An 18848-nucleotide genomic window follows, 5' to 3' on the forward strand; every position below is an offset into this window, starting at 1 on the left:
TATGATGTGGTGCTTTAATTTTAGTGAGGCAGTAGCGTGTATATAATCTCTGTTTTATATGTTCCTGCTTTTTTATTTAATATACTTACAATGTTTTGTTTCGGAATCGCGTAATTGACATCTATTTGTTGACTGTTACTTCTGTTCTCAGATTGTAAGATTATCTGAGGCTTATCAGATAAGTTGATTGTACTTAATCTCAACGGGAAGTTTAATAGGGTAGATGTGGCTACACTTGGCTTGATATGAATGATAGACACAGGCAGTGATGACAATGTTGACTCATATTGAAAATATGGATTTATGGTGCGTACTGACAATTCGTATGGAGTAGAACACTTTATGATCACATGATTTTTCAGAATACCTGTTTCTGCCCCTTGTGTATATACTTCTCCTCTATTTAAGTTTAAATCTACAGTAGAATGTGAGATAACCAAGGATTGTTGCTCCTTAAAGTTTAGTACTATCCTAGCCCTTGTAGATCCTATCTGAGCCATAGCGATGCTGGTGACACAGAAGAGGAGTGTGATGAATAATGATTTTTTAAACACGTGTAATATTACAATGATAAGATAGTGTAAGTAATTACAGTACTATAAGTACCTACTGGTTTATTTAATAATTCTTCGGATGCATCCATTTTATAAGACACATTGAAAGTTCTTTTCACATCACCTAGATTAGAACTAATCATATTGTGTTCTTTCATAGATAGTGATACAGGTATCATGGTTATATTTTCTCTAAAGTCACCGATAGTTCCTAATGTAGGGTTTAGACTAATGTTTTCTAAACTTATTTGTTCATTATTACTAGTCAGCGGAGAGCTAGCAGCCACCCTTACTTCATAAGTACCACTGCTCATTACTTCTATATGATCTGCTTGGTCGCTGATCTTTCCTTTAGTATAATCTTCTACTGTTTCGAAAGACAGATTGATATTAGATTGTTGATCATTAATCTTTATAGACTGTATTGGTTTTAGAGTCACGATAAGGTTAGTTTGCGCAGTATTCTGAGCATGCATTACCACACTGACTAAGATCAAAAAGAAGGTAAAGAATAATTGTCTCATATCATCTGTTTTAGATATTCTAAATTTAGTAAAAAAAAGCGTACAAAGTCAATAATCGTCAATGTTTTTAGCTGTTTTGGGTAACAAATAAATGGAATAGAAGCAGAGGGTATTAATTCGCTTTTTAGTCCAAAAAAAAATCTACTGAAGTGAATGATATCACTACAGTAGATTTATATTGTATAAGGCTATATCTTATTATAGAGCATATAAGTTATAAGTAACTGTAGTGCTGTATGTACCTGCTTTTTTGTCTGTATATGCAGAAGTTTGGCTTGCTGGTATAGCGTATTCGATAGCATATCCCATCTTAGCACTTCCTGCAGATGTAGTGATTAAAGAGCTGCTCTCTGTAGTAGCTAATGGAGTGATGTTATGAGTAGCATTAAAGTTAGCTGGTGCAGCACCTTCTGCTAAGTTATTGTTACCTTTTACTCTTACTTCTACTGTGTTTACAGGGATGCTAACTCCATCATTTGTTAAATCACTGCTAGCGATCACTTTTACTTCATATTTTTGAGTAGCTGTTACTTCTAAGTGGTTTTGTAATTCACCTGAAGTACTACCTTTTTGAAACTGTTCTACAGTGTTCATTTGGATATTTACATTAGGATTCTTAACAGTCAATTCATAAACGTCTGATAAGTTAACGTTTAAGTTTGTGCTTCCTGTACTTTTTTTGTCTTGTGCGAAAGTTGAAGTACTTGCGAAAGCTAAAACTGCTACTAATACTAATTTAAATGTTGTTTTCATTTGCTTATTTCTTTTTAATTGTGGGAATACTTGATTTGTTATTTTGTTTGGCAAAAGTATAGCAGCTTTGATTCTCAAATAGTGTCATTTATCTTCAAAGAATTGTCATTTATCACATAATGTGATAAAATATTCTTAATAAAAGCCTTGATTTTAAAGATTTGTGAATTTGTTTTATGTAGTCTAAGATGTGTTTTTATATGTTATTGACACTTTAAATAGTAGTAGATTGTTGTTATTTAGGTTTTTAAGTTTAAACGGTATTAAAACCTCTTTTTGTTAGGATTATTTAGTCGGAGAGAGAATTGACTGTGAAGGATGTAAAAAATCCCCTTGTAAATAGTCATTACAAGGGGAGAAGGGATAAACGATATTATAATAGTTCTCTATATTCTTTAGGGCTCAGTCCTGTTGCTTTTATAAAGAAACGGATGAAGTTACTCACGTCTTCAAAGTTTAGCTCAAAAGCAACTTCCTTAATGGTCATCGGAGTATGCTTTAATAATAGCTTTATTTCGTTGACCACTGCACTCGCTATTATTTTTTTAGGCGTAGTCCCAAATACTTCTTTGCACACTTCAGTTAACTTAGCGATAGAGATATTCATCTGTTCTGCATAGAAATGAACGTTTCTTTCTTTTCTAATGTTATTTTTGATCAACTCATTAAATTTTACAGTATGTTGTATTTGTAGTGGAGTAAGTTTCTCTTTATTAAAGCTGACAAACTTCTCTATATGGCCTGCCATAATATACAGAAGAACTCTCTCTATAATATTATGAGCTAACATATAATGTACATCACTATATTCTTTTGACTTCAGTTTTAATAAAGTGGTAAAATAACATTGTACAAAAACTTCGTGCTCCGGCTTAAGCGTAATCGAATTAATAGCATTCGTATTATCAAAGAAGAAACACTTGCTTAAAAAGTGACTGTCAAGTTCTGTTCTACAGTAAAAATTATCTGTAAACTGCACATAGTATAAGGTGTAACTCTCAGAAGCCGTTAAGCGAAATAGCTCATTCTTTCCTAAGAATAGACAGTCTCCTTCTTTAATTTCTTTTTTGTTCGTAGTTAGGGTGACAGTTACTTTTCCTTTTTGTAACCAAAGTAGTTGGTAGACATCTTTGTGTTGTTCGAACGGCACAGTGTCTTCTGTAAGGTAAGTAGCTCTACCTACCTCTATACCATAGGTAGATTTTAGTTCGATAGAAGTTAGCATATTTTGTAAGGTAGTAATAGGTGTTTATAATGTTTTATTGCTTGTTTACGTTATATCGCTTCTTATGTTTGTTAGTTTTGGTTTGATGCTTTAGTAGACCGTCTCTATATTGGGTTCAGACGAGTTTTGACAAATATCAAATTTTATTATGATTATGAATATTTTTAAAAGTTAATTTTTAAAACTTTTAATTCTGATTCCCAACAGAAAAGAGGTACATTATTCGGATAAATAAGTTGATTATTGTATAATATAAAGAATTTAGTGAACTTATAACTATATGATTTTGTTAGTTACATGGGCTTTTTTATATATTTGCAAAAAATAAAAATAATTGATATGAGTTTACAATCAAAGATCATGGACGCTATAAAAAGTGCAATGAAAGCGAAGGATACAGTAGCTTTAGAAGCATTAAGAGCAGTAAAGTCAGAGTTATTATTAGCTCAAACTCAATCAGGAGCACAAGCTGATTTAACAGAAGAAGAGGAGATTAAGATTCTTCAGAAGTTAGTAAAACAAAGAAAAGACAGTGCTAATATTTTTTCAGAGCAAGGGAGAAATGATTTAGCTGAGCCAGAAATAGCACAAGCTGCAATCATAGAACAATTCTTGCCAGAGCAATTATCAGAAGAAGAAGTTCAAAAAATAATAGGTGAGATAATTACGAATGGTGGTTTCAGTGGTATGTCTTCAATGGGACAAGTAATGGGAATCGCTACTAAAGAATTAGCTGGTAAAGCTGATGGTAAGACCATCTCATCTGCAGTAAAATCTCTATTGTCTAAATAGTAGATTTAATGTCCGTGTAGTTCAACTGGATAGAATATCAGATTTCGGCTCTGAGGGTTGGGGGTTCGAACCCTCCCGCGGACGCAAAATATATACGCTATTATCTAATCATAGATAATAGCGTTTTTTGTTTTATAGACTTTACTGTTTGCTATAATGATGACTTATGTAGCAAGCTATCTCCTAGTTAAAGAATAGATTTTTCAAAAGCCTGTTTTATACTCTTATTATCTCTTTATTATACTCCTACTTTTATATTATCGGATATTGATGGGGATGTGATCGGGTAGTGATGGGCTTATTTATAGTACTTTTTAGCCGAGCACATGCCTATCATATGCCGACCACAAGCCGACCACCCCTATTTTAGTAATAAAAAAGACTGCTGAAGAGAGAGGTAATATTCTTTTTTTGTAGTGGGTAGAGATTATTCTGTAGGGGTAGATTTCTTTTGTGTGAAGTGATAAGTAGTGATAAACGCTAAGGGAGGACGCAATTGGTGTTGTGTTAGACTGAAAATAAAATTGCCTTTTTTTAAAAAATAAATGAAAAAAGATGGAATCTGATAAATATCATATTTTTAGATATAGTGTTAGGTTACATTTGTCCTAACAAAATAAGTTATGATATGAGACAGAATGTACCAATTTCTAGTATTATGGCTTCAAAACTTGTCAAGTTAAATCTAACAGATTCATTGACAAATGCTGAAAAGTTATTTAAAGAGAACAAGATTAGACATCTTCCTGTGTTATCTGGAGGAGAGTTAGTAGGAATTCTCAGTTATACTGACTTAGTAAGAATTAGTTTAGCAGAGACGGTAGGAGATAATGATGATATTATTGATACCACTATATATAATATGTTCTCTATAGAACAAGTAATGGTTAAGGACGTTGTGACTATACAAGCAGATTGTAGTATTAAGGATGCAGCCGAAATAATTATCGAAAGAGGATTTAGATCATTGCCTGTTATGGATGGAGATATATTAGTAGGAATGCTTACTAGTACTGATTTGATTAAGTATTTGATAAAGCAATACGAATAAGGAATAAAAAGAATTGCTATAAAAAAGATTATTATATTTTGTAGTTTGTGAGTTTGGCTACGAAATTACATATTGTTGTTTGAAAAAAGCATTAGAGGTGAGTTCTAATGCTTTTTTGCTTTTATACCTATGTGTAAGTTTTTTTGAAATACTTCTATTGATAGAATGAAGTGATTGTTATATTTGTTTTTCTATAAAACCATAATTAAGATGAATAATTTATATCAAGAGCTTTTAGTGGCATCTAAGGCAATATTAGAATCTAATGTATTAGATAGAACAGAGAAGTTAAAGCAAGTATGTGTTCTTTTAAACGAGAAAATAGCGTACTATGATTGGGTTGGGTTCTACTTTGCAGTGCCAGAAGAGAGAGTGCTTCATTTAGGACCTTACAGCGGTCCTGAGACAGACCATACAGTGATTCCCTTTGGTAAGGGGATTTGTGGACAGGTGGCTGTTAGTAATGAGACTTTTTTAGTAGAAGATGTGACTGCTCAAGATAATTATATTGCTTGTAGTATTACTGTTAAGTCTGAGATTGTAGTTCCGTTATTTGTTGATGGAGTTAATATCGGACAAATAGATATTGATTCTAATACGATTAATGCATTTACAGCTGAGGATCAATCATTTTTAGAATTACTAAATGTAGAAATAGCTAAATTGTTTATTTAGTTCCTATTATAAAGAAGACTTGCGTTTTGTTTAGATTATACTGTTATTAATTGAGGTATTGGTAATCAATGTACTAGAGGGTAAATAAGAACCTAAAAAAAAGTGTATTATTTATAGTTGTATTTTGAAAAATAAAATTACCTTTGCAAACGTAAATATGGATACACCATATTTCATGCATAAAAATCATTAAAAATAATATTGGCATGTATTTATCAAAAGAGAAAAAAGCTGAGATCTTCGCACAACACGGTGGAGCTGCAGCTAACACTGGATCTGCTGAAGGACAAATCGCTTTGTTCACATACAGAATCACGCATTTAACTGAGCACTTGAAAAAAAATCGTAAAGATTATAATACAGAGCGTTCATTAGTTCTTTTAGTAGGTAAAAGAAGAAGACTTCTTGACTACTTAAAGAATACAGAAATTAACAGATATCGTGAGATTATCAAAGTATTGGGTATTAGAAAATAATCAATATAGAGAAGAGGTGCCTTTGTGCGCCTCTTTTTCTTTTTAGCCTTTTTGCAGAAAAAGACTGGTTTTTCATTGGGTTTCATACAACTACACAACAACACACACAACACAACACACAATTATTAATGTCTCTCTTCGGAGAGACAGAAACCCTAAAGTATTAATTTATTATGATTCCTAAGGTAACTAAAGAGATTATCGATTTAGGAGATGGCCGTAGCATCTCGATCGAAACTGGGAAATTAGCGAAACAAGCAGATGGTTCTGTAGTTGTTCGTATGGGAGACTGTATGCTTTTAGCTACAGCTGTATCAGCGAGAACTGCTAACCCTGGTGTAGACTTCCTTCCTTTAACTGTAGATTACAGAGAAAAATTTTCTGCTGCTGGACGTTTTCCAGGAGGCTTTTTTAAACGTGAAGCTCGTCCGAGTGATCAAGAGGTGTTAACAATGCGTTTAGTAGACCGTTGTTTACGTCCATTGTTCCCAGATGACTATCACGCAGAAACACAAGTTATGATTCAATTAATGTCTCATGACGAAAATGTAATGCCTGATGCATTAGCTGGATTAGCTGCTTCTGCAGCATTAGCAGTATCAGATATTCCATTCTATAATTCTATTTCTGAGGTAAGAGTTGCTCGCGTTGATGGGCAGTTCATCATCAATCCATCTAGAGAACAACTAGACGCATCTGATCTTGATATGATGATCGGTGCATCTAAAGACTCTGTATGTATGGTGGAGGGTGAGATGAAAGAAATCTCAGAACAAGAAATGATTGATGCAATAAAGTTTGCTCATGAGGCGATTAAAATTCAGATCGAAGCTCAAGAGAAGATGCGTGCTGCATTAGGACTTACTTACCGTGAGTACGAACCAGAAGCAACTGATGAAGAGGTGGAGAAAATCGTACATGATGCAGCGTATGCTAAATTGTATGAAATAGCTTCTCATGCTAGTGCTAAATCTGAGCGTGGAGAGAAATTCGCTGAGGTGTATGAAGAAGTTAAAGCTTTATTCTCTGAAGAAGATTTAGAAGAGAAAGCTGAACTGATCAGTACATACTTTAAGAAAACTCAAAAAGAGGCTGTACGTAACCTTATTTTAGATCAAAACATTCGTCTTGATGGTCGTAAGACTACTGAGATTCGTCCTATCTGGAGTGAAGTAGATTATTTACCTTCAGTGCATGGGTCTTCTATCTTTACACGTGGTGAAACGCAAGCGTTAGCTACTGTAACATTAGGTACATCAAGAGATGCGAATATTATCGACTTACCAAGTGAGCAAGGTGAAGAGAAGTTCTACTTACATTATAACTTCCCTCCATTCTCTACAGGTGAGGCAAAACCATTAAGAGGTACTTCTCGTAGAGAGGTAGGTCATGGTAACTTAGCACAACGTGCTTTGAAAAACATGATCCCTGCAGACTGTCCTTATACTATTCGTTTAGTATCTGAGGTATTAGAGTCTAACGGTTCTTCTTCTATGGCTACTGTATGTGCTGGTACTCTAGCATTAATGGATGCAGGTATTCAAATTGAAAAACCAGTTTCAGGTATTGCAATGGGACTTATCTCTGATGCAAAAACTGGACGTTGGGCTGTATTGTCTGATATCTTAGGTGATGAGGATCACTTAGGAGATATGGACTTTAAAGTTACTGGTACTAAAGATGGTATCACTGCATGTCAAATGGATATTAAGATCGAAGGATTAGCTTATGATATTATGGAGCAAGCGTTAAAACAAGCTCATGATGGTCGTATGCATATCTTGGGATTATTACAAGAGACTATCGCTGTGCCTAATCCTACTGTTAAACCTAAAGCTCCTAAGATTGTTACTGTTACAATTCCTAAAGACTTTATCGGTGCAGTTATCGGACCAGGTGGTAAAAATATCCAAGCGCTTCAAGCAGAAACTGGTACTACTATCGTTATTAACGAAGAAGGTGATTATGGTATCATCGAAGTATTAGGTACTGATCAAGCAGGTATGGATAGAGCATTAGCTGCTATTAGTAATACTACTTTCTCTCCAGTAGAAGGTGAGACTTACCATGTTAAAGTGGTTAAGATGCTTGACTTCGGTGCAGTAGTAGAATTTGTACCAGGTAAAGAAACTTTACTTCACGTATCTGAATTAGATTGGAAACGTATTGAGAATGTATCTGACGTTCTTAAAATGGGAGATGAATTAGATGTTAAGTATTTAGGTATAGACCCTAAAACTAAAAAAGCTAAAGTATCTCGTAAAGCTTTAATGCCACGTCCTCCTAGAGAAGAGAAAAAAGACGCGGCTCCAAAACAAGAAAATAAATAAGAGTAATTCTTTTTATTATATAAAGGACATCTAGTAATAGGTGTCCTTTTTTTGTATTCATTTTTATGAGATAGCTAGTCAAGTGGTGGCTATCCTAGATATCTGTTAGTATATCTGACCTCCTCTTTCCATATCGATATTATATACTGCTGATTATTGTCATTGTGGTAGTTGTGTTTTTGCGGTTAATAATGGTGTTTTTTGGTTAAGTCATTAATTTGTATTATATTAGCAATTAACGTTAATAGGGGGTGGCATGCTTATATATTTTTAGCATGTGTATTCAACTCCTATCCAAATTCAAGTTTGATATACTTGACCTTATTTTCAGCATATAATTATGCTGCCTAATGTACATCGTTTATTAGATGTATCTATTATAGAATACGAACATGTGGTATTCTATCTCGGCTGAGCAATCAGTGATAATCATTTTATTAATTTCTTCACTTTATAGTGAGGACAAATTCGTTATGTAGTTATGTTAAATTTAAAAGTTGGAATTATTGGTGCTGGTCCGAGTGGATTAGCCATGTTACGTGCGTTCGAGTCAGAACAAAAAAAAGGTAACCCTATTCCAGAGATTAAATGTTATGAAAAACAAGATAATTGGGGAGGAATGTGGAACTATACTTGGCGTACAGGTGTAGGGAAATATGGTGAACCAATACACGGGAGTATGTATAAATACTTATGGTCTAATGGGCCTAAAGAATGTTTAGAGTTCTCTGATTATACATTTATGGAGCACTTTAAACAACCTATATCTTCATACCCACCGAGAGAGGTTTTATTCGATTATATACAAGGGCGTATTAAGCAGAGTAATGCAAGAGATTTTATCAAGTTTAATACTGTGGCTAGATGGGTAGATTACCTAGAAGATAAGAAGCAGTTTAGAGTTATATTCGATGACTTAGTAAAGAATGAAACTTTTGAGGAGTACTTCGATTACTTAGTTGTGGGAACGGGACACTTCTCAACGCCAAATATGCCTTATTTTAAGGGAATAGATAGCTTCCCTGGGACTGTTATGCATGCGCACGATTTTAGAGGTGCAGATCAGTTTATAGATAAAGATATTTTGTTAATAGGAAGTAGTTATTCTGCTGAGGATATCGGTGTACAATGTTTTAAACACGGTAGTAAATCAGTTACTATTTCATATAGAACCAATCCTATAGGTGCTAAATGGCCTAAAGGTATCGAAGAAAAGCCTATTGTAACCCATTTCGAGAATAATGTGGCTCACTTTAAAGATGGTTCTAAGAAGGAATATGACGCCGTAATTCTGTGTACGGGGTACCAACATAAGTTCCCGTTCTTGCCAGATAATTTAAGGTTAAAGACAAAGAATAACCTATATCCAGATAATCTGTACAAAGGAGTTGTGTTCAATGAGAATGAGCGACTAATCTTTTTAGGAATGCAAGATCAATATTATACGTTCAATATGTTCGATACGCAAGCTTGGTTTGCTAGAGATTATATGTTAGGACGTATCGCTTTACCTAATAAAGAAACTAGGGATAAGGATATCGCTAAGTGGGTAGAACTAGAAAAAGCGTCTGTAACAGGAGAGGAGCATGTAGACTTCCAGACTGATTATATCAAAGAATTGATAGAGATGACAGATTATCCTACATTTGATCTAGATAGAGTGGCAGAGATGTTTAAAAGTTGGTTAAATGATAAAGAAACTAATATTCTAAATTATAGAGATAAAGTATATACTTCTGTGATGACAGGTGTCACTGCAGAAGAGCATCATACACCATGGATGAAGGAGTTAGATGATAGCTTAGAAAGGTATCTGGATGAGGTAGAGGTAGATGAGTTAGAATTAAGTAAAGAGAATTACTACTAAGATAAAGAGTTATATTTTTTATAAAATAAAGTTAGCGCTACAGGATTTTGATTTTGTGGCGCTTTTTTTGTGTAGGTAATATGAGGTTAAAAAATATTTTTAAAAATGTTGTAACCTTTTAGTAATAGTGTACGTATAACTAATGTGTGAAGAGCACATCATAGCAAAAATAAGGATAGAAATAATATGAGACAACTTAAAATTACCAAGCAGGTAACGAATCGTGAGACCGCTTCTCTAGATAAGTACTTGCAAGAAATTGGTAAAGTAGATTTAATTACTGCGGATGAGGAAGTAGAGTTAGCGCAACGAATCAAAGCAGGAGATCAAAGAGCACTAGAGAAATTAACGAAAGCAAACTTACGTTTCGTAGTATCGGTGGCAAAGCAATATCAAAACCAAGGATTGACATTACCCGATTTAATTAATGAAGGAAACTTAGGTCTGATCAAAGCTGCACAGCGTTTTGATGAGACACGAGGATTCAAATTCATTTCTTATGCAGTATGGTGGATTCGTCAGTCGATTTTATCAGCTTTAGCAGAACAATCTCGTATCGTACGTTTACCATTGAATAAGATCGGTTCTATTAATAAAATTAATAAGATGTATGCTTTATTAGAGCAATCTAATGAACGTCCACCTTCAGCAGAAGAAATCGCTGTAGAGCTTGATATGACTGTAAATGATGTAAAAGAGAGTATGAAGAACTCTGGTCGTCATTTATCAATGGATGCTCCGTTAGTAGAAGGAGAAGATTCTAACTTATACGATGTATTGCGTTCAGGTGAGTCTCCTAATCCAGATAGAGAGCTTATTCATGAGTCTCTTAGAACAGAAATCGAGAGAGCATTAGAGACTTTGACTCCTAGAGAAGCTGACGTTGTACGTTTATACTTCGGTTTAGGTGATCAACATCCTATGACATTAGAAGAAATAGGAGAAACATTCGATCTTACTAGAGAGCGTGTTAGACAGATTAAAGAGAAAGCTATTCGTAGATTAAAACATACGTCTAGAAGTAAAATTCTTAAGACATACTTAGGATAATATAGATTAGAAGCGTTACTATTTAGGTAACGCTTTTTTTTATACCTTAGGTTAGCGTATATTTGTATTGTGAGAAAGTTTTTGTTTATAATCATATCCTTATTAGTATTTAGACCAGTAGTGCCGTTGGTAGACTACCTGGTAGACTATGATTATATCGCTACTTTTTTATGTGTGAATCAAGACAAGCCTGAGATGCATTGTAATGGACAGTGTTATCTAATGCAAGAATTAGCTAAGATAGCTAAGGAAGAACAAAAGAAAGATGCTGTTAAGCAGGTATATACTATTGCTTTTGTTTTGATGTATGTTGATTATAAATCTGAACTACCTACTCCTAATTTTGATATAAAAGGAGTACATAAGGTTTATGATAGATATAATAATTTGTATTCCTCTTTATTTAGCCGTCAGGATCTACGTCCTCCCCTCGTTTAATTAGTATTTATAATGTGATTATTTGATCGTCTATCTATAGTAGTGCGGTCAGTGAGCTTATGTATAATATTAATTAAAGATTCTTATGTCTACTAAGATTATAAAATCCTTTCCAATCAGTTATTTTACACAAGATCAGTCTTCATTTTTTATTAAGCCAATAAGTGCCTTAGGCAATGCTTATCCTTTATTAAAAGATAGTTTTAGGGCTAACTTTTACATGATTGTCTTTGTGTATAGAGGGAGTTATGCTATTAAGATTAATGGGGTTGATTATGTTGATTATCAGTCAAGTGTTTACTTTATAAAACCAGGTGATGTTGTACAGATGCAGTTCAATACTGAATGTACAGGTATATTCATCGGTTTTGAGGATTCTTTCTTTTCTCAACGCTATCATGAGAACATATTGCGTTATTTTGATTTCTTTCAATTAGATAGTGCCTCTCAGCAGATAGTGAGTGAGAGTGTGCGTACTAAGGTTGTGTTATTGGTAGATATGATGTTGGGTGAGTATAGTACTGATAGAGTATATCGAATGAAGGTTCTGCGTTCTTATTTAAATATATTGCTATGTGAGTTACAGAGCGTGGACGAAGAAGATCAGCACTTTTCGATAGAGTATAATAAGGCTGGTTATAACGATCGTATTCTTGCTTTTATGGATTTAGTCGAAGTTCACTTTAAAGAGGCTAAAACGCCTTCTTTTTATGCTGAGAAGCTCTGTGTGACTCCTAACTACCTCAATAAACTTTGTAAACAAGAGCGAGGTATAACTGCAGGACAATTAGTTCGTCAACGCATTGTGGTAGAAGCAAAGAGATTGTTGCAGTTTAGCACATTTAATGTCAATGAGATTGCGCAGGAATTGTGTTTTGATAGTACGTCTTACTTTGTTACATTCTTTAAAAAACAAGAAGGGATTACACCAGATCATTACCGCAAGTCATTTTCTTGAATATAGGTATAAAAAAACGAGACTTAATAGTCTCGTTTTTTATTTCTTAGTGTTGGTACACTACATATTTTGTATCACCTTCAGTTTCTACTTTAGTAAGATTGTGAGAAGCAAGTCCTTTCATTGCTTTATCCCATTTCTTACCACTTAAAGCAGCTTGTTCTTTTAGAGAACCTAATTCTACTTTATTGTCATTGTTTTCTAATATCTGAATAATGATTTTCTCTTCATCTGATAATTCTACTGAAGGAGCTGTTTTCTCTGGTCTCATTTGAGGGAAGAATAGCACCTCTTGGATAGAAGGATTATTGGTTAAGAACATAATTAAACGGTCCATACCGATACCTAATCCTGATGTAGGAGGCATACCATACTCTAATGCACGTAAGAAGTCTTGGTCGATAAACATCGCTTCATCATCTCCACGATCAGCTAAAGCCATTTGAGCTTCGAAGCGCTCTCTTTGGTCAATAGGGTCATTAAGCTCAGAGTAAGCATTCGCAATCTCTTTACCACAAACCATTAGCTCAAAACGCTCTGTCAATTCTGGATTATCTCTATGAGCTTTTGTCAATGGAGACATTTCTTTTGGATAGTCAGTAATGTATGTTGGTTGGATATAGTTTCCTTCACATTTCTCTCCAAAGATTTCGTCGATAAGTTTTCCTTTACCCATTGTTTCATCTACTGGAATACCCATGCCTAAAGCAGCTTGACGAATCTCATCTTCTGATTTACCAGTGATATCAAATCCTGTAAACTCTTTAATAGAGTCAGCCATCGTGATACGTTTGTAAGGAGCTTTAAAGTCGATTTCGTGTTCTCCGAAAGTAGCTTTAGTAGTTCCATTAACAGCGATAGCACAGAATTCTAATAAACGCTCTGTGAATTCCATCATCCAGTTATAGTCTTTATAAGCTACATAGATCTCCATAGCTGTAAACTCAGGATTGTGTGTTCTGTCCATTCCTTCGTTACGGAAGTTTTTAGAGAACTCATACACACCATCAAAACCACCAACGATTAAACGTTTTAAGTACAATTCATTAGCGATTCTCAAGTATAGAGGAATGTCTAATGCATTGTGGTGAGTGATGAATGGACGAGCAGAAGCTCCACCAGGGATAGACTGTAATACAGGAGTTTCTACTTCCATATAACCAGCTTCGTTGAAGAACTGACGCATAGCGTTGAATAACTTCGTACGTTTAATGAAGATATCTTTATTTATAGGGTTTACCACTAAATCAACATAACGCATTCTGTAACGCAATTCTGGATCTGTAAAAGCGTCAAATGTATTTCCTTCTGCATCCGTTTTTGGTAATGGAAGTGGTCGTAAAGATTTACTTAATAGTTGTAATCCTTGTACACGTACTGTTTTTTCTCCTACTTGTGTAGTGAATAACTCTCCTTCGATACCAACGAAGTCACCTAAGTCAATAAGTTTTTTGTAAATCTCATTGTAAAGAGTCTTGTCCTCTCCTGGGCATAACTCATCACGATTGATATATAACTGAATCTTTCCTTCGCTATCTTGAATAGTTGCAAAAGAAGCTTTTCCTTGAATTCTTGAAGACATTAATCTACCAGCCACGATAACCTTCTTACCTTCTTCAAAATCGTTCTTTATCTCCTTCGATGTATGGTCTACTGGAAATAGATTAGCAGGATAGGGATTCACACCAAGCTCTTGTAACTTGCTCAGCTTTTCTCTTCTGATGATTTCTTGTTCTGAAAGTTGCATAATAACTGTAAATTAATTTAAAAGGCAAATATAGTTAATCTTTGAAAATGCGACAATTAGTATTCGCTATAAAACGACTTAATTTGCAATACTTTGTAATAAAACGAGGTAGGTCTCATCATTTTAACTTCATTAACGAGGGAGTTGACTAAAAAATGCCGAAATTTGTATCAGACAAAATTATTTAGCCATGAGTTTAGGAAGAGTATTATTATCTATTTTTTTACCACCTTTAGCCGTTTTAGACAAGGGATGTGGATCTATTTTGATAGTGACACTGTTGACTATCGCAGGTTGGGTACCAGGGGTTATTGCGGCATTAGTCATACTAAATAATCCTAAATACAATAAATAACAAACAACACAATGAATAAACAAGTAAAGCTTATTGATTTAGGCGAGAAAGATTATAAAGATACTTGGGATTACCAAGAAGAGATATTCCAATCTATTTTAGATGTCAAAATTAGAAATAGAAGAGAAGAGCGTACAGATGATACAGATAACTATTTACTATTCGTAGAACATCCACATGTTTACACATTAGGAAAAAGTGGAGATGTGCACAATATGCTTTTAAACGATGAACAGTTAAAGGCAAAAGGTGCTACATTCTATAAGATTAATAGAGGAGGTGACATTACTTATCACGGACCTGGTCAGGTAGTAGGATATCCTATCTTAGACTTAGAGAACTTCTTTACAGATATACATAAGTATTTGCGTTTATTAGAAGAGACTATCATTTTAGTTTTAAAAGATTACGGAATAGAGTCTGGTAGAAGTGAAGGAGAGACAGGAGTATGGTTAGGAGTAGGAACACCTTTTGCACGTAAGATATGTGCGATGGGGGTAAGAGCCTCTCGTTGGGTGACGATGCACGGTTTTGCCTTAAACGTAAACTCGGACTTAGGTTACTTTGACAATATTATCCCATGTGGTATTCGTGGTAAAGGAGTTACTTCTCTGAATGTAGAACTAGGTGTAGAGCAGGTAGATGAAGATGAGGTAAGAGCTAAGATTATCCAATATTTTTCTGAATTATTCGAAGCAGAAGTCATTAAACAATAAGCAATATACGTCCCAAGAGCCTTCGCTGTTGGGATTTTTTTTATCTTTGTACAAACAACACAATTATATGAAAAATACGATTATAGCACCTTCAGTATTAGCAGCAGACTTTGCTAATCTTCAGAGAGATATTGAAATGGTGAACAACAGTCAGGCAGATTGGTTCCATATTGACATTATGGATGGAGTATTTGTGCCAAATATTTCTTTTGGAATGCCAGTATTAGCTGCTATTAATAAGCATGCTAAGAAGACATTAGACGTTCACTTAATGATAGTAGACCCTGATCGTTATATTAAGACGTTTAAGGAGCTAGGAGCAGATATCTTGACTGTGCATTATGAAGCGTGTACACACCTACACCGTACAGTACAAGCTATTAAAGCTGAAGGTATGAAAGCTGGAGTAGCACTTAACCCTCATACACCTGTAAGTGTATTAGAAGACATCATTCAAGACTTAGATTTAGTACTTATCATGAGTGTTAACCCTGGTTTTGGAGGACAGAGCTTTATTGAGAACACATATGAAAAAGTGCGTAAACTAAAAGCAATGATAGAAGCTAAAGGAGCGAATGTAATGATAGAGATAGATGGAGGGGTAAATAATAAAAATGCAAAAGCTTTAGTAGATGCTGGAGTAGACGCTTTAGTAGCAGGTAACTTTGTGTTCAGTGCTGCTGATCCTATCGCAACTATTGCAGACTTAAAAGAAATTACTTCTAAGTAAGAAGTTTAAAATAATGATATAAAAAAGGCTTGGTGTATTCAGTACACTAAGCCTTTTTTTGTTCTTACTGGTAAGGTAAAAAATAAGAGGCTGTCTAAAAAGACAACCTCTTATATAATATTGAAATAAGATAAGGTATTACATCATACCTGGCATACCACCACCCATAGGCATAGCAGCAGCGCTGTCATCTTTAATGTCTACTAATGCACACTCAGTGATTAAGATCATACCAGCTACAGAAGCAGCATTTTCTAAAGCTACTCTAGTTACTTTCTTAGGATCGATTACACCAGCGTTAAGCATATCTACATACTCGTTTGTTTTAGCATTGTATCCGAAGTTTTCTTTTCCTTCTAATACTTTAGAAACAACTACAGAACCTTCTAATCCAGCATTCTCAACAATAGTTCTCAATGGAGCTTCTACTGCTTTAGCGATGATAGCGATACCTGTTTCTTCGTCAGCATTCTCAGCTTTAATGTCAACTAAAGTATTTTTAGCTCTTAATAAAGCTACACCACCACCAGCTACGATACCTTCTTCTACAGCAGCTCTAGTAGCGTGAAGAGCGTCATCTACGCGATCTTTCTTCTCTTTCATCTCTACTTCAGATGGAGCACCTACGTATAATACAGCTACACCACCAGCTAACTTAGCTAAGCGCTCTTGTAACTTCTCTCTGTCATAGTCAGAAGTAGTAGTTTCCATTTGAGCTTTGATTTGGTTGATTCTGTTTTTGATCATTTCAGCCTCACCATCACCACTAACGATAGTCGTATTATCTTTATCGATGCTAACTCTCTTACAAGTACCTAGCATTTCTAAAGTAGTATTCTCTAATGTATACCCTTGCTCTTCAGAGATAACCACACCACCTGTTAAGATAGCGATATCTTCTAACATAGCTTTTCTTCTATCTCCGAATCCAGGAGCTTTAACAGCAGCGATTTTTAACGCTCCTCTTAATTTGTTTACTACTAATGTAGATAACGCCTCTCCATCCACATCTTCAGCGATGATTAATAGAGGTTTTCCTGATTGAGCGATTGGCTCTAATACTGGTAAAAGTTCTTTAAGAGAAGATACTTTCTTGTCGTATAATAAGATATATGGAGTATCTAATTCTACTTCCATTTTCTCAGAGTTTGTAACGAAGTATGGAGATAAGTACCCTCTGTCAAACTGCATTCCTTCTACTACATCTACATAAGTCTCAGTTCCTTTAGCTTCTTCTACAGTGATAACACCTTCTTTACCTACTTTTTCGAATGCTTGAGCGATTAACTCACCGATGAAGTCATCGTTATTAGCAGAGATAGATGCTACTTGTTTGATTTTATCCATAGAACCACCTACTTCTTGAGATTGTTTTCTCAAGTCTTCTACGATGATTTCTACAGCTTTATCTATACCACGTTTTAAGTCCATTGGGTTTGCACCAGCAGCTACGTTCTTAAGTCCTTCTTTTACGATAGCTTGAGCTAATACAGTAGCAGTAGTCGTACCGTCACCAGCTAAGTCATTCGTTTTAGAAGCAACCTCTTTCACCATCTGAGCACCCATGTTCTCTAATGTGTTCTCTAACTCAACTTCTTTAGCTACAGAAACACCATCTTTAGTTACTGTAGGCGCACCAAATGATTTACCGATGATTACGTTTCTTCCTTTTGGTCCTAATGTTACTTTTACTGCGTTTGCTAAAGCGTCTACTCCGCGTTTTAAACCTTCGCGAGCTTCGATGTCGAATTTAATATCTTTTGCCATTTTATTCTTTTGGATTTAGTTGTTAATGATTCAATTTTAAACGATTGCTAAAATGTCGTCCTCTCTCATGATTAGATAGTCTGTACCTTCTAATTTTAGTTCAGTACCAGCGTATTTACCGTATAGTACAGTATCTCCTACTTTTACTGTCATTTCATGATCTTTAGTACCATTTCCTACAGCTACTACAGTACCTCTTTGTGGTTTTTCTTTTGCTGTATCAGGGATGAATAATCCTGAAGCAGTTTTAGTTTCAGCTGGTAATGGTTCGATAAGAACTCTGTCTGCAAGTGGTTTAATATTTACTGCCATAGTTTTATAGTTTATGAAATTGAATTATTATTTTTAATTATTATAGATAATGAAAAGGCATAAAGTGTGCCAAAGCTAAAAAGTGACAATATAGGCAAAAAAAAATGCCAGCTTGACAGCCGGCATTTCGTGTATTGTTTAAAGCTAAAATTATTCAGCTTGATTTTGAGTCTCTTGAGTTGGAGTAGTCTCTTCTGTTGTCACAGGAGCTTCTTGCGTAGCAGGCGCTTCTGGTGTCAGATTTTGAGTAGGTACTACTGCGTTAGGATCTAATAATTTAGAATCTCCAGCAGCTCCACCACTGAAACTAGTAGATGATAACAGGATTAAGATGATTAATGCTGCACCTAATGTCCAAGTACTTTTATCTAAGAAATCATTTGTATTTTTAACTCCTCCAGCTACAGTAGATCCACCGAAAGAAGAATCTAATCCTCCACCTTTAGGATTCTGTACCATAATTACTACGATTAGTAAAAAACATACAATTGCGATTAAGATTAAAAATATTGTAAATGTGTTCATGGT

At 34.7% G+C, this 18848-nt stretch carries 20 protein-coding genes and 1 tRNA gene; 13 read left to right on the plus strand and 8 right to left on the minus strand.

Annotated elements, in window-relative coordinates; genetic code table 11:
* Positions 1–20 precede the first annotated feature (20 nt).
* From MODO_RS06880 to MODO_RS06895, 4 genes are all read right to left on the minus strand, one after another.
* A complete protein-coding gene (locus MODO_RS06880; protein ID WP_006259676.1) occupies positions 21–500 on the minus strand; it encodes a hypothetical protein in 480 nt (159 codons plus the stop codon).
* A 62-nt stretch (positions 501–562) separates the two neighbouring features.
* On the minus strand, positions 563–1078 hold the full coding sequence (locus tag MODO_RS06885) for a hypothetical protein (protein WP_006259675.1): 516 nt from the start codon (positions 1076–1078) through the stop codon (positions 563–565).
* Positions 1079–1276: 198 nt separating this feature from the next.
* Positions 1277–1831: a hypothetical protein gene (locus tag MODO_RS06890; protein WP_006259674.1), complete on the minus strand. Its 555-nt coding sequence runs from the start codon at positions 1829–1831 to the stop codon at positions 1277–1279.
* Positions 1832–2204: 373 nt separating this feature from the next.
* Positions 2205–3056 (minus strand): helix-turn-helix domain-containing protein, encoded by an 852-nt coding sequence (locus tag MODO_RS06895; RefSeq protein WP_006259673.1) that lies wholly within the window; start codon positions 3054–3056, stop codon positions 2205–2207.
* A gap of 339 nt (positions 3057–3395) precedes the next feature.
* Between MODO_RS06895 and MODO_RS06900 the strand changes: the two genes are divergently transcribed.
* The 10 genes from MODO_RS06900 (at position 3396) to MODO_RS06945 (ending at position 12693) form a co-directional block, all read left to right on the plus strand.
* The gene (locus MODO_RS06900; protein WP_006259672.1) at positions 3396–3848 is read left to right on the plus strand and encodes a GatB/YqeY domain-containing protein; all 453 of its coding nucleotides are present in this window, start codon (positions 3396–3398) and stop codon (positions 3846–3848) included.
* Positions 3849–3858: 10 nt separating this feature from the next.
* Positions 3859–3932: transfer RNA gene (locus tag MODO_RS06905), tRNA-Arg, on the plus strand.
* Between the two features lie 544 nt (positions 3933–4476).
* On the plus strand, positions 4477–4899 hold the full coding sequence (locus tag MODO_RS06910) for a CBS domain-containing protein (RefSeq protein WP_006259671.1): 423 nt from the start codon (positions 4477–4479) through the stop codon (positions 4897–4899).
* 210 nt (positions 4900–5109) lie between these two features.
* Positions 5110–5574 carry an XrtF-associated fRMsr-like GAF protein gene (locus MODO_RS06915; protein ID WP_006259670.1) on the plus strand — a complete coding sequence of 155 codons (465 nt, stop codon included), beginning with the start codon at positions 5110–5112 and terminating at the stop codon, positions 5572–5574.
* 206 nt (positions 5575–5780) lie between these two features.
* Entirely contained in the window at positions 5781–6050 is a 270-nt protein-coding gene (rpsO, locus tag MODO_RS06920; RefSeq protein WP_006259669.1) for a 30S ribosomal protein S15, read from the plus strand.
* Positions 6051–6223: 173 nt separating this feature from the next.
* Positions 6224–8380 carry a polyribonucleotide nucleotidyltransferase gene (locus tag MODO_RS06925; RefSeq protein ID WP_006259668.1) on the plus strand — a complete coding sequence of 719 codons (2157 nt, stop codon included), beginning with the start codon at positions 6224–6226 and terminating at the stop codon, positions 8378–8380.
* Between the two features lie 481 nt (positions 8381–8861).
* Positions 8862–10247, plus strand: a complete 1386-nt coding sequence (locus MODO_RS06930; RefSeq protein ID WP_006259667.1) for a trimethylamine monooxygenase — start codon at positions 8862–8864, stop codon at positions 10245–10247.
* A gap of 186 nt (positions 10248–10433) precedes the next feature.
* Positions 10434–11297 (plus strand): sigma-70 family RNA polymerase sigma factor, encoded by an 864-nt coding sequence (locus MODO_RS06935; RefSeq protein ID WP_002987652.1) that lies wholly within the window; start codon positions 10434–10436, stop codon positions 11295–11297.
* A gap of 69 nt (positions 11298–11366) precedes the next feature.
* Complete coding sequence (locus MODO_RS06940) at positions 11367–11735, plus strand: hypothetical protein (RefSeq protein WP_006264640.1); 369 nt, start codon at positions 11367–11369, stop codon at positions 11733–11735.
* 85 nt (positions 11736–11820) lie between these two features.
* Positions 11821–12693 carry a helix-turn-helix domain-containing protein gene (locus MODO_RS06945; protein WP_006259665.1) on the plus strand — a complete coding sequence of 291 codons (873 nt, stop codon included), beginning with the start codon at positions 11821–11823 and terminating at the stop codon, positions 12691–12693.
* 46 nt (positions 12694–12739) lie between these two features.
* On the opposite strand, the gene lysS is transcribed toward MODO_RS06945, so the two are convergent.
* The gene (gene lysS, locus MODO_RS06950; RefSeq protein WP_006259664.1) at positions 12740–14440 is read right to left on the minus strand and encodes a lysine--tRNA ligase; all 1701 of its coding nucleotides are present in this window, start codon (positions 14438–14440) and stop codon (positions 12740–12742) included.
* 190 nt (positions 14441–14630) lie between these two features.
* On the opposite strand from lysS, the gene MODO_RS19005 reads away from it, so the two are divergent.
* From MODO_RS19005 to rpe, 3 genes are all read left to right on the plus strand, one after another.
* Positions 14631–14795 (plus strand): YqaE/Pmp3 family membrane protein, encoded by a 165-nt coding sequence (locus tag MODO_RS19005; RefSeq protein WP_006259663.1) that lies wholly within the window; start codon positions 14631–14633, stop codon positions 14793–14795.
* Positions 14796–14806: 11 nt separating this feature from the next.
* Entirely contained in the window at positions 14807–15511 is a 705-nt protein-coding gene (lipB, locus tag MODO_RS06955) for a lipoyl(octanoyl) transferase LipB (protein ID WP_006259662.1), read from the plus strand.
* Between the two features lie 67 nt (positions 15512–15578).
* A complete protein-coding gene (rpe, locus tag MODO_RS06960; protein ID WP_006259661.1) occupies positions 15579–16241 on the plus strand; it encodes a ribulose-phosphate 3-epimerase in 663 nt (220 codons plus the stop codon).
* A 138-nt stretch (positions 16242–16379) separates the two neighbouring features.
* Here rpe and groL read toward each other — a convergent pair whose 3' ends face one another.
* The 3 genes from groL to secG form a co-directional block, all read right to left on the minus strand.
* Positions 16380–18008 (minus strand): chaperonin GroEL, encoded by a 1629-nt coding sequence (groL, locus tag MODO_RS06965; RefSeq protein WP_006259660.1) that lies wholly within the window; start codon positions 18006–18008, stop codon positions 16380–16382.
* A gap of 36 nt (positions 18009–18044) precedes the next feature.
* Entirely contained in the window at positions 18045–18320 is a 276-nt protein-coding gene (locus tag MODO_RS06970) for a co-chaperone GroES (protein WP_006259659.1), read from the minus strand.
* Positions 18321–18470: 150 nt separating this feature from the next.
* Positions 18471–18845, minus strand: coding sequence for a preprotein translocase subunit SecG (gene secG, locus MODO_RS06975; protein WP_006259658.1), 375 nt, complete (start codon positions 18843–18845; stop codon positions 18471–18473).
* Positions 18846–18848: the final 3 nt, after the last annotated feature.

The organism is Myroides odoratimimus, from assembly GCF_001485415.1.
GTDB lineage: Bacteria > Bacteroidota > Bacteroidia > Flavobacteriales > Flavobacteriaceae > Flavobacterium > Flavobacterium odoratimimum.

Bases quoted from the DNA above. Each gene is read 5' to 3' on its own strand.
- MODO_RS06880 (WP_006259676.1), bottom strand. From the start codon at position 500: ATGGCTCAGATAGGATCTACAAGGGCTAGGATAGTACTAAACTTTAAG.
- MODO_RS06885 (WP_006259675.1), bottom strand. From the start codon at position 1,078: ATGAGACAATTATTCTTTACCTTCTTTTTGATCTTAGTCAGTGTGGTA.
- MODO_RS06890 (WP_006259674.1), bottom strand. From the start codon at position 1,831: ATGAAAACAACATTTAAATTAGTATTAGTAGCAGTTTTAGCTTTCGCA.
- MODO_RS06895 (WP_006259673.1), bottom strand. From the start codon at position 3,056: ATGCTAACTTCTATCGAACTAAAATCTACCTATGGTATAGAGGTAGGT.
- MODO_RS06900 (WP_006259672.1), top strand. From the start codon at position 3,396: ATGAGTTTACAATCAAAGATCATGGACGCTATAAAAAGTGCAATGAAA.
- MODO_RS06910 (WP_006259671.1), top strand. From the start codon at position 4,477: ATGAGACAGAATGTACCAATTTCTAGTATTATGGCTTCAAAACTTGTC.
- MODO_RS06915 (WP_006259670.1), top strand. From the start codon at position 5,110: ATGAATAATTTATATCAAGAGCTTTTAGTGGCATCTAAGGCAATATTA.
- rpsO (WP_006259669.1), top strand. From the start codon at position 5,781: ATGTATTTATCAAAAGAGAAAAAAGCTGAGATCTTCGCACAACACGGT.
- MODO_RS06925 (WP_006259668.1), top strand. From the start codon at position 6,224: ATGATTCCTAAGGTAACTAAAGAGATTATCGATTTAGGAGATGGCCGT.
- MODO_RS06930 (WP_006259667.1), top strand. From the start codon at position 8,862: ATGTTAAATTTAAAAGTTGGAATTATTGGTGCTGGTCCGAGTGGATTA.
- MODO_RS06935 (WP_002987652.1), top strand. From the start codon at position 10,434: ATGAGACAACTTAAAATTACCAAGCAGGTAACGAATCGTGAGACCGCT.
- MODO_RS06945 (WP_006259665.1), top strand. From the start codon at position 11,821: ATGTCTACTAAGATTATAAAATCCTTTCCAATCAGTTATTTTACACAA.
- lysS (WP_006259664.1), bottom strand. From the start codon at position 14,440: ATGCAACTTTCAGAACAAGAAATCATCAGAAGAGAAAAGCTGAGCAAG.
- MODO_RS19005 (WP_006259663.1), top strand. From the start codon at position 14,631: ATGAGTTTAGGAAGAGTATTATTATCTATTTTTTTACCACCTTTAGCC.
- lipB (WP_006259662.1), top strand. From the start codon at position 14,807: ATGAATAAACAAGTAAAGCTTATTGATTTAGGCGAGAAAGATTATAAA.
- rpe (WP_006259661.1), top strand. From the start codon at position 15,579: ATGAAAAATACGATTATAGCACCTTCAGTATTAGCAGCAGACTTTGCT.
- groL (WP_006259660.1), bottom strand. From the start codon at position 18,008: ATGGCAAAAGATATTAAATTCGACATCGAAGCTCGCGAAGGTTTAAAA.
- MODO_RS06970 (WP_006259659.1), bottom strand. From the start codon at position 18,320: ATGGCAGTAAATATTAAACCACTTGCAGACAGAGTTCTTATCGAACCA.
- secG (WP_006259658.1), bottom strand. From the start codon at position 18,845: ATGAACACATTTACAATATTTTTAATCTTAATCGCAATTGTATGTTTT.